Origin of the sequence: Pseudomonas abieticivorans, from assembly GCF_023509015.1 — a bacterium.
Classification (GTDB): Bacteria; Pseudomonadota; Gammaproteobacteria; order Pseudomonadales; family Pseudomonadaceae; genus Aquipseudomonas; species Aquipseudomonas abieticivorans.
In genome coordinates, this window is sequence record NZ_CP094975.1 from 618,495 (window position 1) to 633,114 (window position 14,620).

A 14,620-nucleotide genomic window follows, 5' to 3' on the forward strand; every position below is an offset into this window, starting at 1 on the left:
ACTTGAACGCGTTATTGAACCAACAGGCTGTCTGCCAGGCGGCGGCCGACGTCCTGCAAGAATTGCGGATGCTTGAGAATGCGGTAGTGGTCGGTGTCCACGCAGGTACTGGTGCAGTGGCCAGCCGCTTGCTTTTCAAACCCTTCCAGCACTGGGTTCTTCGTTGCGCAGGCCCACCAGAACGCTACCGTTGCCTGCAGGCGTGGCACCTGCAACGCCTGCAATGACAAGGTGCGCAAGCGCAGGCCAACGATAAACGCCTGGGCCAGGTCTTCGGCATCAAACCCCATTGCGGTCGCTGGCAGCGTGGCAAAATAGGCCGTCAGTTGCGCAAGCGATGGAACGTTCGGCCCATCGAGCGCCGAGGGCAACCGGACGACGCTGGCATCGGCGCCCATCACGTCAATGAACCCCGGCAATTCTTGCCGCCAGTCGAACGCCTGGGCCTGCGGCGCAGCCTGGCCTGGAATGTAGCTGTCCACCAGCGAGATGAACTCGACCGATTGCCCCTGTTGCTCAAGCTCCCTGGCCACCAGCACGGCCAGTACGCCGCCCAATGACCACCCCAGCAAACGGTAAGGGCCAAAGGGCTGCTTCTGACGAATGTACTGGGCATAGTCAATAGCCATGGCCGGCAACGATTCGTCCTGCCAGGCAGGGTCCAGCAGCATGCGGCACTGCACCCCATAAACGCTTCGCTCGCCGTCGAGCAGGCGGGCCAACGGCTCGTAGTCGAACACCGTGCCGAAACCGGCATGCAGGCAAAACAGCGGGGTTGCGCCTGCCACTTTGCGGTTGAGCAGCAACAGAGGGTCCAGGGTGCCCGCGGGCGTCTCGCTGTAGCCGGAAAGTTCGGCAATGGTCGGGCGGCTCATCAGGTCGCGCAGCTTGAGTTCGAAGCCTTCGCGTTGAAGGCTTCTGACCCGGGAAACCACCCGCAGGCTGCGCAAAGAATCCCCACCGCGCTCAAAGAAGTTATCCGTGACGCCCACCCGCTCCACGCCCAGCACATCGGCCCAGATCTGTGCCAACTGCTCCTCGAACAGGTTGCGCGGTGCCACGTAACACGCGAGCGGCTCGTTGAAGTCGGGGTCTGGCAGGGCTTTGCGGTCCAATTTGCCGTTGGGGTTAAGTGGCAGCGCTTTAAGCACCACCACCTGCGTGGGCACCATGTAGTCAGGCAGGCGGGCACGCAATGCCTCGCGCAGGGCCTCGGGGGTGTCGGGGCTGGCAAACTGGGTGGTGACGTAGCCAATCAGGCGCTTGTCATCGGCGTTCCCCATCACCACGACCACGGCCTCTCGCACGTTGTCCTGGCCGCGCAATTGCGCTTCGATTTCACCCAGTTCAATGCGGAAACCGCGAATTTTCACTTGCTGGTCCAGACGCCCCAGATAGTCGTACACGCCGTCGGCGCGACGACGCACCAGGTCACCGCTGCGGTACAGCCGGCCACCCTCGGCAAAGGGGCTTGCCACGAAGCGTTCGGCGCTCAGGCCGGGCCGCTGGTGATATCCACGGGCCAGGCCCTCGCCGCCGATGTATAGCTCACCGGCAACGCCGTCGGGTAGCCGGTTGAGGTGAGCATCCAGCACATACAGCTCACGTGCGCCCACCGCGCTGCCGATCGGCGCGATGGGCCCGCCACAATCGCCCGTGCCGTCGACTTTCCACAACAGCGGGGTTACCACGGTTTCGGTCGGGCCGTAACCATTGGTCAAGTACTGCGGCTTCAAGTGGGTCTTCACCAGTTCGAAGGTGGCCTGGGCCACCGCGTCGCCGCCAAAGCAATAGGTGTGTACCGGCGGCGGTGGGGTGTCCAGGGTAGCGGCGTATTCCGCCAACTGCTGCAAATAGGCCGGCGGGAAGCAGGCGATGGTGATGGCATGCTCATGCAATGCCTGTAGCGTTTGCTCGGCCGTCCACAATTGGCTGTCGCGCATCACCACCTGGCCACCGGCCAACAGGGTGGACAACCACCGCTCCTGGGCACCGTCGAAGGCAAACGACATGAACAGCAACTCACGGGTTTGCCCACCCATGCCATAACGCTCCACGATCGCCTGGCAGTGCATGCTCAAAGGCCCGTGGCTCACGGCAACCCCTTTGGGTTGGCCGGTGGAGCCGGAGGTGTAGATCATGTAGGCCAGGTTCTGCGCGAGTACCGGCACTTGAACGGCGCCTGCCGGGTAACCGGCAAGGTCCAGGCGGTCCAGTTCCAGGCGCGGGGAATGGGCCGTGCCCGGCAGACGGTCACTGATCGCCGAATGGGTTAGCAGCAGGGTCATGCCAGAATCGCGGATGATCCATTCCAAGCGCTCGCGCGGGTAATCGATGTCCAGCGGTACATAGGCAGCTCCCGCCTTGAGCACCGCGTAGAAGGCCACGATGGTCTCCACCGAGCGCTCCAGGGCCACGCCCACGCGGCTTTCCGGGCCAATGCCGCGCGCCAACAAGGCCTGCGCCAAGCAGTTGGCACGCGCCTCAAGTGCCGCGTAGCTCAAGCGCTGCCCGGCGCACGTCACGGCAATCGCCTGGGCCGATTGCCGGGCTTGCGTGGCGATAAGCTCGGCGACCGACACCCTTGTCGGCGTCGCTACGCCCCCCTGCGCCAAGGCCTGCCCGACCATCGGCAGGTTGCCAAGGCACGCCTGGGGATTGTCCAGGATGGCGCTTAACAGGGTTTCAAACGACTCGATGATCTGCGCCACCACCCCTTCACTGAAGCGGTTGCGCAAATAAAGGAACTCCACGCTCAGGGTTCTGCCCAGGTTGACGGCCAGGTCCATGGCGTAGTTGGTCACATCGCGGGTTTCGACGCGGCCAAAACTCAGTTCGCCGCCAACGCCCTGCGCAAGCCGGTCATCGATCGGGTAGTTTTCGAACACGATGATGCTGTCAAACAGCGGCAAGCCGCTGCGACCGCTCCAGCGTTGTATATCGGCCAGCGAGGTGTGCTCGAAATCGCGTGCTTCCAAGTTGTAGGTTTGCAGCGTTTGCAGCCATTGGGCCACGCTGGCCTGGGCAGCCGGGCTCTGGATGATTGGGATGGTATTGATGAACAACCCAAGCAGCTTGTCGGCGCCGATGACATCCGCCGGGCGCCCGGCCACGGTGGCGCCGAAGCACACACTGTCTTGCCCGGTGTAGCGTTGCAACAGCAGCAACCAAACCGCTTGGATCAGGGTGTTGGGGGTTACCCGCAGGCGTTGGGCGCAGTCCTGCAGGCCTTGGGTTTGCACCTCGTCCCATTTCAGATAAAGGGCCGCGTGGCCCGTCAGGTTTTCCTCAGGGCCAGGCAGTACGTTGGCCAGCAACGTGGCGCCACCGTCCAGGGTCAGCTTGGAACGCCAGAAGGCCTCGGCGGCGCCGCTGTCCTGGCGCTGCAGCCAATCGATGTAATCGCGATAGCGGCAGGTTTGCGGCTCGATCGCCGACCCCGAGTAGCACGCCAGCACGTCGCCGATCAGCCGCGAGGCACTCCAACCGTCCATCAGTAGGTGGTGGCTGGTCCAGATCAGGTGCTGCCGGCCCGCCAGCAGTACCAGAGTCAAGCGCATCAGCGGCGCCTGGGCCAGGTCAAAGCCGCGCCGACGATCCTCCAGCACCAGGTGCGCCAGTTCTTCGTCGGACGCGGTTCGGCCCGACCAGTCGAGCAAGCGGATGTCCAGCTCGGCCGCACGCTGCACCAACTGCACGGGCTCGCCCAAGGGCGCCTGGGTGTGAAAACTGGTACGCAGAATCGCATGCTGCTTGACCACCTGCTTCCAGGCATCGATGAAGCGATGGGCATCCAGCCCCGTGACCGGCACACTGGTCTGGTTGATATACAGGTCTGCCTGGTCGTCTTCGGCGGCATGGAACAGTATGCCCTGCTGCATGGGCGACAGCGGATAGATGTCCTCGATCTGCGCCGCCGGCACCGGCAGGCTGTCCAACTGGGCTTGGTCAAGCCCTGCCAGCGGGACGTCCGAGGGGGTAATGCCGCACGCTTCGTTGCTTGCGCAATGCTCGATCAGCGCCTTGAGCTCTGCGGCAAATTCGTCTGCCAGGCGCTGCACCGTCTCTGGCTTGAACATCTCGCGGCTAAAGCTCCAGCCCAGGCTCAGTTCGCCTCCGTAGACCCGGCCGTTGATCGACAGCCAGTTGGCCAAGGGCGCCTCGCTGCTCTGGCTGGCACCCGAGCTTTCCGACGCTGGCGCGAGGAACCCCGGTGCTTGATCGCCACCACCCTGCTCGGCAAAACTGCCATCGAACTGCCCCAGGTAGTTGAAGGTGATCCGCGGCACGGGCAACGCTGCCAGCAGCTCCCTGGACGGTGCATCGGCCAGGTAGCGCAACGCGCCGAAACCGATGCCCTTGTCCGGGATGCCGCGCAGTTGTTCCTTGATCTGCTTGATCGAGTTTGCCAGGGTTGGCGCCGGGCTGAGCTTGACCGGGAACACACTGGTGAACCAACCCACGGTACGGGTCAGGTCGATGCTGTCGAACAGGTCTTCGCGGCCATGGCCCTCCAGTTGCACCAACACCTGGTCGTGCCCTGTCCAACGGGCAATGACTCGGGCCAGTGCAGTCAGCAACAGGTCGTTGACCTGCGTGCGATAAGCCGCCGGAGCCTGTTGCAAAAGCGCTCGAGTGTCGTGGGCGCCCAACCGGGTGTGGGCCACCGCGACGTGCGCCCCGTGCAGCGAACCTTGAGGGTTGTCGCACGGCAGTCGCGCATCGCCCCCCGTCAACAGGCCCTGCCAGTAAGGCAACTCCTGGCGCAGCTTGGGGCTGTTGGCATACGCCTGCAAGTGTTCAGCCCAGGCTTGGGTGGAGCTGGTCTTGGCCGGTAGGCGGACGGCTTGCCCGGCCTGCAGTTGGCCATACGCCGTTTGCAGGTCCTCCAGTAAAATACGCCACGACACCCCGTCCACCACCAAGTGGTGAATGGCCAGCAACAGCCGCTGGCTGCCATCGGGCAAGGTGGCGAACACGGCACGCAGCAACGGCCCGTGCTCCAGGTCTAGGCTGCGCTGGGCCTCTTCGCACAGGGCCTCCAGCGCTGGCGTATCGGCCACCGCCACGCACTCGAAAAACGGCCGTTGCTGCCACGCCTGCCGTTGCTCGGCCAGCGAGCGATATCGGCCCACCCAGCGCTCGCCCGATGGCTGCGCGAAACTCAGGCGCAGGGCGTCGTGATGGCTGATCAAGGCTTGCAACGCCTGCTCAAGTGGCTGCGCCTGCAAGGCCTGGCCCGGCTTGAGCAACAACGCCTGGTTGAAGTGGTGGCGCTGTGGGTTGGGCTCGTCGAAGAAATATTGATGAATAGGTAACAGCAACGCCTGCCCGGCCACCGGCCCCTGGTCGATTTGCAAGCCGCCCAGTTCCCCCTGCTTGGCCACCGATGCCAGGCCTTGCACGGTCTGGTGCTGGAACAGCTCCTTGGGCGTGAAGCGTATACCCGCCTGCCGCGCCCGGCTGACCACCTGAATCGAGATGATCGAATCGCCGCCCAGTTCGAAGAAGTTGTCGGTCAGGCCCACGTCATCGAGCTTGAGTACATCCGCCCAGATCGCCGCGATGCGCTGCTCCAACGCCGTCCTGGGCGCCACGTAGGCTTGGCGCAGGATCGCCGAGTCTGGGGCGGGCAAGGCTTTGCGGTCCAGTTTGCCGTTAGCCGTCAGCGGCCACGCGGCCACGAACACCAGATGCGCCGGCACCATGTAGTCGGGCAGGCTAGCCTGCAAATGTTCGCGAATACCTTGGCGCAACTCGCTCTGCTGCGCGGCATCCGAAGGGCACTGCCCGTGGATGATCAGGTACGCCACCAACTGCTTGCCGCTCGGCCCATCGACGTCCAGCACCACGGCCTCGCTGACCACCGATTGCTCTTGCAGCCGAGCTTCGATCTCGCCCAGTTCGATGCGAAAGCCGCGAATTTTCACCTGGTGATCGATGCGCCCGACATATTCGATCGCGCCTTGGGCGCGATAGCGTGCCAGGTCACCGGTACGGTAGAGGCGCCCGCCGCCCTGGGCACTGCGGTCAAAGGGGTCAGGGACAAAACGCTCGGCGGTCAGGGCCGGGCGCCGGTGGTAGCCGCGGGCAAGCCCGGCCTGGCCGACATGCAGCTCGGCATGGCTGCCGGCAATCGCCAGGTTGAAGCTGGCGTCCAACAGGTACCAGGACAGATCGGGGATGACCTTGCCAATCGGGCTGACACCCTCGCGTTGCAGGTCGTTCAGGCTCAGCGGGCGATAGGTGACGTGCACCGTGGTTTCGGTAATGCCGTACATGTTGACCAATTGTGGTTGGCGATCGCCAAACCGCTCGAACCAGGGCTTCAGGCTGGCGATATCCAGCGCTTCACCGCCGAATACCACATAGCGCAGCGCCAGGGTGCCCTGGGCGTTGTCGGGCTGGCATGCGATGGGGATCAGTTGCCTGAACGCCGACGGCGTCTGGTTGAGAACCGTGACCTGCTGGCGAACCAACAGGGCATGGAAGTCCTCGGGCGAGCGCGCCACATCCTGCGGTACGATCACCGCCCTCGCCCCATGCAACAACGCACCAAACAGCTCCCATACCGAGAAGTCGAACGCGTAGGAGTGGAACACGCTCCATACGTCCTGCGCGCCGAACTGGAACCAGCCTTGCGTTGCTTGAAACAGGCGCATCACGTTGTGGTGGGGCAACAACGTGCCCTTGGGCTTGCCAGTGGACCCCGAGGTATAAATCACATAGGCCAGGTGCTCGGGCCGGGTCAGGTTGTCCAGGTTTTCTGCGCCGTGGCCCTCCAGCCCCTGGCCGGCCTCCTCAAGCAACAGGCTGTGCACCGACGACGGCAGGGGCAACTGTGAAAGCACATGAGGCTGAGTCAGCAACAGTTCGATGCCACTGTCCTGGATCATGTATGCCAGGCGGTCCCGGGGGTATTGCGGATCCAGCGGCACGTAGGCGCCACCGGCCTTCAGTATGCCCAGCAAGCCCACCACCATCTCCAGGCTGCGCTCCACCGCGATGCCCACCAGTACATCCGGGCCTACCCCCCGCTCTCGCAGTTGGCGGGCCAACTGATTGGCGCGCCGGTTAAGCTGCTCGTAAGTCAGGTGCTGCTCGTTGTACGTCACGGCAATGGCCTGTGGCGTACGCGCAGCCTGCGCCTCGATCAGTTGGTGTACGCACCCCTGCGGCGCATGACAGGTGGGCGCTGGGTTCCAATGCTGGACGAGGCGCGCATGCTCTTGTGCACTGAGCAGAGGCAACTGGGTAACCCCTTGCCGGGGCTCGCGTACGATACCGGCCAGCAGCGCCCGCCAATTGTTGGCCAGGGCCTGAATAGTCTGTGGGTCGAACAAGGCCGTTGCGTAGCTGAGCGAGGCCCCCAGGCCCTGCTCATGCTCGAAGGTGTTCAAGGTCAGGTCGAACTGCGCGGTCTGGCGGTCCCAGGATAGGTTCTGGACGGTCAGGCCCGGCAATGCGTGGCGCCCTCCCCTTGTCTCGGTCTGGTGGTTGAACATCACCTGGAACAACGGGCTGTGGCTCAAGCTGCGCTCAGGCTGCAGGGCCTCGACCAATTGCTCGAACGGCAAGTCCTGATGCGCCTGGGCCGCCAGGGCCGTCTCCCTGACCTGTTGCAGCAACTGGCTGAAGGTGGTTTGTGGATCGAACTCGGCCTTGAGCACCTGGGTGTTGACGAAGAAGCCGATCAAACCCTCGACCTGTGCCCGATTGCGGTTGGCGATGGGCACGCCGATACGGATATCGCGTTGCCCGGTGTAGCGCTGCAACAATGCCTGGAAGCTGGCCAGCAGCACCATGAATACCGTCACGTCGTGCTGCTTGGCCAGGCGCTTGAGCCCATGGGCCAGCGTGCTGTCCAGCTCGATGGCAAGGTGGGCACCGGCAAAGCTTTGCACGGCAGGCCGCGGGTAGTCGGTGGGCAGTTCCAGCACCGGCTGCTCGCCCCCCAACTGCGCGGTCCAGTAGGCCAACTGTCGCTGCTGCTCGCCGGCCTCCATCCACTGGCGCTGCCACACCGCATAGTCCGCGTACTGCACCGCCAGGGGCGGCAATTGCGCCACTTGGCCGCCGCACAGGGCGGTGTAAACCTGCTCCAGTTCGTCTACCAGAATAGGCATCGACCAACCATCGGTGACGATGTGGTGCAAGGTCAGGATCAATACATGGTCATCGACCGCCAGGCGCAACAACTTCACCCGCAACAACGGGCCCTGCTCCAGGTCGAACGGCCGCTGGGTCTCGGCTTCGATCAGCCCCTTTAGGCGGGTCTCCAGGTGGCCTTCGCCGGCTTCGAGCGGCTCGGCGTGCACGGTAAAGGCGGTGGGTGCATGGATAACCTGCACCGCCCGCCCTTGCTCGACCTGGAACGTGGTGCGCAAGGTTTCATGGCGGGCGATCAAGGCTTCGAAGCTCTTGCCCAGCGCGGCAATGTTCAACTGGCCTTGCAGCCGGAGTGCCGCCGGGATGTTGTAGGCGGCGTTATCCGGCTCCAATTGCCACAAGAACCATTGCCGGTGCTGGGCGTACGAAAGCGCCAGCGGTTGCCCGCGATCGACGGGCTCCAAAGCCGGCGCGTTGTCAGCCCGGCCCTGCCCGGCCAAGGCCGCGAAATCGGCCAGCACCGGGGTTTCGAACAACGTGCGCAACGCAAGCTCTATGTCGAGCGCCTCGCGCACGCGGGACACCACTTGGGTGGCCAGTAGCGAATGGCCACCCAACTCAAAGAAATGGTCGTGACGCCCGACCTGCTCCACGTTCAACACCTGAGCCCAGATTGCCGCGATGCGCAACTCCCATTCACCTTGCGGCGCCACGTAGCCTGCCTGCAAGCCGACCACGGGTTGGGGCAGCACCTTGCGGTCCAGCTTGCCATTGGCCGTCAGCGGCAAGGCATCGACGAACATCAGGTGCGCCGGCACCATATAGTCCGGCAGTTGCGCCCGCAAATGCTCGCGCAGGCTGCCGCGCAGGACATCCTGTTGCACGGAGTCGACCGCCTGTTCGGGATGGGCCAGCAGGTACGCGACCAATTGCTTGCCAGCCGGCCCGTCGACATCGATCACCACCGCTTTGCCGATTGCCTCATGGGCCTGCAGCTTGACCTCGATCTCGCCCAGCTCGATGCGAAAGCCTCGGATCTTCACCTGGTGGTCGATACGCCCCAGGTAGTCGATCACGCCATCGGTGCGGTAACGCGCCAGGTCACCGGTGCGGTACAGGCGGCCACCACCCTGCTCACTGGTGTCGAAGGGGTCGGGAATGAAGCGCTCCGCCGTCAAGGCCGGGCGCTGGTGGTAGCCCCGTGCAAGGCCGGCTCGGCCAACGTGCAATTCGCCCTGGCAACCCGGGGCGACAACGTTGAAGTCGCCGTCCACCAGGTACCAGGACAGGTCCGTGATCACCTCGCCAATGGGGCTCACGGCCGGCTGCGCCAGGTCAGCCTCGCTCAAGGCCCTGAAGGTCACGTGAACCGTGGTTTCGGTGATGCCGTACATGTTGATCAATTGCGGCTGCCGATCGCCAAAGCGTTCGAACCACGGTGCCAGGTTGCCAACGACCAGGGCCTCACCACCGAAGATCACGTAGCGCAAGGCCAGGGCTTGCTGCGCCTTGCCCGGATCACAGGCGATCGGGATCAGTGGGTTGAACGCCGAGGGCGTCTGGTTCAATACGGTTACCCGCTCGCGCACCAGCAAGGCATGGAACTCCTCTGGCGAGCGCGCCACATCCCGGGGCACGATCACTGCGCTGCCCCCATGCAGCAGTGCGCCAAACAACTCCCACACAGAGAAGTCGAAGGCGTAGGAGTGAAACACGCTCCACACGTCGCTCTCGTCGAACTGGAACTGGCCTTGGGTTGCCTGGAACAGGCGGATGACATTCTGATGGGGCAACAGGGTGCCCTTGGGTTTGCCGGTAGAACCGGAGGTATAGATCACGTAAGCCAGGTTGTCGGGGCGGGTCACGCTGGGCAAGTCGGAGCTGGCGTAGCCCTCGAGGCCTTGCTCAAGGTCAATGTCAACGCTTTGAACACCTTCGGCCTGTGGTAGCAATTGTCGTACGCCAGCCTGGGTCAGGATCAAGGTAATACCGCTGTCCTCCAGCATGTAGGCCAGGCGCTCTTGCGGGTACTCAGGGTCTAGCGGCACATAGGCGCCACCGGCCTTGAGAATCGCCAGCAGCCCCACCACCATCTCCAGGCCGCGTTCCACCGCCAGCCCCACCCGCACCTCCGGCCCTACGCCGCGTTCGCGCAATTTGCGGGCCAGGCGGTTGGCGTGCTGGTTGAGGGCCTGGTAAGTCATGCGCTGCTGGCCAACGATCAAGGCCACGGCCCCAGGCGCCTTGGCGGCCTGCGCCTCGATCAGTTGGTGAAGGCATGACTCGCTGGCATGGCGGGTGCTGGCGGGGTTCCACTGGGCAATGGCCTGGTGCTGGTCTTGCGGGCTGAGCATCGTCAGGTCTGCCAGGCATTGCCGTGGCGCCTGCACCAGGCTGGCCAACAGGTTGAGCCAGTGCCCGCTCAGCCGCGCAACGGTCGGGGCAGCGAACTGTGCCGAGTCGTATTCCAGCACCGCATCAATGGCCTGTGGCGCGTAGTCTACGTCAAGGGACAGGGCAAACTTTGCCTGCTGCGCACCGGTCGGTAAAAACTCGACGGCCAGGTCACCCAGGCGCAGCGCCGACGCCTCATCGCCGTCCACGCGCCAGTTGAACACCGTGTGGAACTGCGTGTTGCCCGCGGCGCCATGGCTTTGTTGGTCGAGCAACTCGATAGGCCAATCGGCATGTTCCAGCATCGCCAGCGAGTGCCGCCGCAGGGCATGTAAAAACTCAAGGCCAGACTGAGCCCCGTCCACTTGGACGCGATAGAGCTGGGTGTTGACGAAGTAGCCGACCAGTTCCTGTATTTGCCCGCGGTTGCGCGCCGCATTGGGCACCCCGATGCAAAAGTCCGGCTGGCCACTGTAGCGCGCCAGTAGCAATTGCCAGGCCCCCAGCACGAAGGCAAAGGGGGTAAGGCCCAACGCCGTGCATTGCTCATGCAACTGCGCAACCAATGCCGGTGGCAGCGAAACGCGATGAAAGGCCGCCTGCCCGCTTCCCGCCACGCCGGGGTGGTCCGTCGGCAGTGCCAGGGGCGCGATGTCACCGCGCAAGTAATCCTGCCAGTAGGCCTGCGCACGCGCATAGTCGGGGCTATCGGGGTAGATATGGCGCTGCCAGTGCGCGTAGTCGGCGTACTGCACCGGTAAGGGCGCCAACTCGCTCGTATCGCCTGTCAGGGCCTGGGCGTAGGCGCTCATCAGGTCGCGCAGCAGAATGGGGTTGGACCAGGCATCGGAAACGATGTGGTGCATGTTCAGGAACAACACATGCTCATCCGCGCCCAGGCGAAACAGCACGCACCGCAGCAGCGGTGCCTGGCTCAAGTCAAAGGCGTGCTGCGACTCTTGCCGTAGACGTTGCGCCAATCGAGCTTGGCGCTGATGCTCGGGAACCTCGCTCAGGTCTTCACAGTGCAAGGCAGGTTGCGCATCGGCGACGACCGATTGGACGGGCTTGCCGTCAACCTCCTTGAACGCCGTGCGCAGGATCTCGTGCCGGTCGATCACCTTACCCAGCGCGGCCTGTAAAGCCTGGGCCTGCAAATCGCCCTTAAGGTGCAGTGCCCGCGCCAGGTTGTAGGCGCAACTGGCAGGGTCAATCTGTTGCAACACCCAAAGGCGTTGTTGGGCGAACGAAGCCTGACACGTCAATGGCCGCCCCAGGCTGCGAATGATCGTTGGATCGTCCTTGTCGTCTGCCAGCAACAGCGCCAATAAATCATTGTCAGTCAGGGGGGTGGAAGACATCGGTAATCTGCCTCGTCTCGAGTGGCGAAGGAATGGGAACTTCACCAAGAAACGAAAGGCCAGGCGGGAAATTTAGACGCCCTGGGCAGGCGACTCGCCGGGGGCTGGCGAGTGGGCAGAGCCGCCGCGATAGGCCGCGACGTGACTGCAGGAGCGGTGCAAACCGCTCCTGCAGGTAGTGCATTGCCACGCGGGGCAACGCCTTGGTCAGAACTCGCCGCGCAGGGTCAGCATGTAGTTGCGAGGGTCGCCATAGAAGTTGCCGTTGGCGGCGCTGGACACAGTCTGATAATAGGTTTTATCGAACAGGTTGTTGGCATTGAGCGACACGGTCCAATGGTCATCCACGCGATATTTCAGCAAGGCATCCCACACCGCATAACCGCTTTGCTTGTAGTCGAAGGGGATATTGGTTTGCACCACGGTACCGTTGCCATCGACCTGCGAGGTGGTACCGCTGACGTAGGTGGCGCTCTGCAGGTCGACACCACCGCCCACGGTCCAGTCCTGCAGCACGCCCGGCAGTTGGTAGGTGGTCCACACCTTGAACTGGTGTTTGGGGGTAATAGTGCTCAAGGCCGTGCTGTCGGACTCGTTCTTGTTGTAGTTGTACACATAGCTGGACATCAGCATCCAGTCTTTCATGATCTCGCCCGAGGCTTGCAACTCGAAGCCCTTGCTGACGACCTCGCCCTGGTTGACGTAGCAGCAGCTGCCGCCGTATAGCACCGATGCCTGCGGGTAATTGGTGTCTTGCACCGCGCCATTTTTACGCTTGGTGTAGAACACGCCCAGGCTGGTGTTCAGGCGGCCATCGAACAACTCGCCCTTGATACCGACTTCGGAAGTATTGCCCACCAGCGGATCAAGCACATCGTTACTGCCGATCGGCCCTTTGAGGTAGCTTTGCTGGGGTTTGAAGATTTTCGAGTAGCTGCCATACAGCGACCACTGCTCATCAAGGTCGTAGATGGCCCCAAAGTACGGCACGAACCGCGTCGGCTCGCGCATGTCGATGTCGCTCTGCACTACCCCGGCGTTGGTGTAGGTTTGCTCGAAGTGATAACGCGCCAGGCGCCCACCCAGGATGAACTTGAAGGGGTCGGCCAGTTGCAGCGACAGCCGGGTGTACATACCGTACTGCTCTTGGGTGTTGGGGCTGTAGTCGCGCGGGGTTGCCAGGGAGATCGAGGTAGGTTTCCAGTAGCCGGGGTCGAATACGTCGATCGGCACGCCGGTACCGGTGAATACCCCAGAGCCCTGCCAGCGGCTGGTCACGCGCTGGTAGTCGCCACCCAGCACAAACTCATGCTCGCGGCCAAAGGCTTCGAATTTGCCAGAGAGGTTGCTGTCCACCAGGTCTTGCTCGGTGGAGTACACGTTATAGCTGGCGCGCCAGACCGGCCCGGCCAGGGTCACGGGGTTCACCGCGTTACCGGACACGGCTGCCAGCGCCCTGCCGGAGTCACGGGTATTGGTGTAGGAAACGTTCAGTTTCCAGTCGTTATCAAAGTAGTGGTCGACCTTGGTGAAAATCTCTTGCGAGATATTGTCCATGTAGGACCAGTTCTGGCCCAGGTTGGTGTGACGTGGCAGGCCGATATCGGCGCCGGTGGTGTAGCGCGGCAGCCCCAGCGAAGAGTTGGAGTGGGTGCTTTCATACATGCCGCCCAAGGTCAGCATGGTCTGGGGGGTCAAGTCGACTTCCACCACACCGTAAACGGTCGGCTTCTGTGTGGCCAGTTTGTCGGTGAAGTATTGGCGGTCGGTATAGGCCGTCACCAAGCGGCCGCGCACGTTGCCGCTGTCGGTCAACGGCCCGGTCAGGTCAACCTGCGAGCGATAGTTGTCCCAGGAGCCAGCCGCCGCCTCGAACTTCAATTGGAAATCGGACAGGGGGCGCTTTCGTACCAGGTTGATCACGCCGCCTGGGTCACCCACACCACCGAACAGGGCGCCCGAGCCGCGCAGTACTTCGACGTGGTCGAACTCAACCAGGTTGTACAACCGGCGCGAATAGAAGCTGGTGGCCACGGACGACAGTGCCATCGGCGCGGCGCCGTCGATCTGGATACTGTCGATGTTGAACCCACGCGAATAGAACTCGTAGGTATCACTGGTGGTTTTTTGCACCGTCACGCCCGGCGCGTACTTGAGCGCGTCCTGCAAGCTGGTGACACTGCGGTCTTCAAGCAATTGGCTGGTCAATACCGACACCGACTGCGGGGTGTCACGCAGGCTGGTTGGGGTCTTGGAGCCAACGCTCACGGCACCGGTGGTGTAGGAGCCGCTGTTCTCGGTCATCTCGCCCATGCCCTGGCTGGTGATGGCCGTGGACTGCAGCGTGATGCCGGTGTCGACGGCCGCCGCCGCCTCGAGGATGACCGTGCCGTTCTCGATGCGGAAGCTGTAGCCCGTACCGTCGAGCAGTAACTGCAGGGCCGTTTCGGACTCAAGGTTGCCGGAGACTCTGGAAGACTGGGCATTGCGGATCAGGTCGGCAGAGTAAATCACCTGCAAGCCGGTCTGCTGGCCGAACTCGCGCAGGGCGCTGTCCAGCGGCTGCTTGGGAATATCAACCTTCACAGGTTTTGCAAACGCCGTATTGCCTAACGACAGCAACGCTGCCGATAGGCAAATGATGCCTGCGCCCTTGTGCAGTGAAGTCTTCTTGCGATGCCCTTGCCGATCCCCAGATCTCATTGTGCTGCCCTGTTATTAATGGTTTGAATATGGTTGGCGTGGTGGGGGCAGGC

At 63.2% G+C, this 14,620-nt stretch carries 2 protein-coding genes; both read right to left on the reverse strand.

Translation table 11 applies throughout. From position 1 onward, the window contains the following. Positions 1-11: 11 nt before the first annotated feature. Positions 12-11,864, reverse strand: a complete 11,853-nt coding sequence (locus tag L9B60_RS02825; protein ID WP_249676008.1) for a non-ribosomal peptide synthetase — start codon at positions 11,862-11,864, stop codon at positions 12-14. 207 nt (positions 11,865-12,071) lie between these two features. Next, the gene (locus L9B60_RS02830; RefSeq protein WP_249676011.1) at positions 12,072-14,567 is read right to left on the reverse strand and encodes a TonB-dependent siderophore receptor; all 2,496 of its coding nucleotides are present in this window, start codon (positions 14,565-14,567) and stop codon (positions 12,072-12,074) included. Positions 14,568-14,620 lie beyond the last annotated feature (53 nt).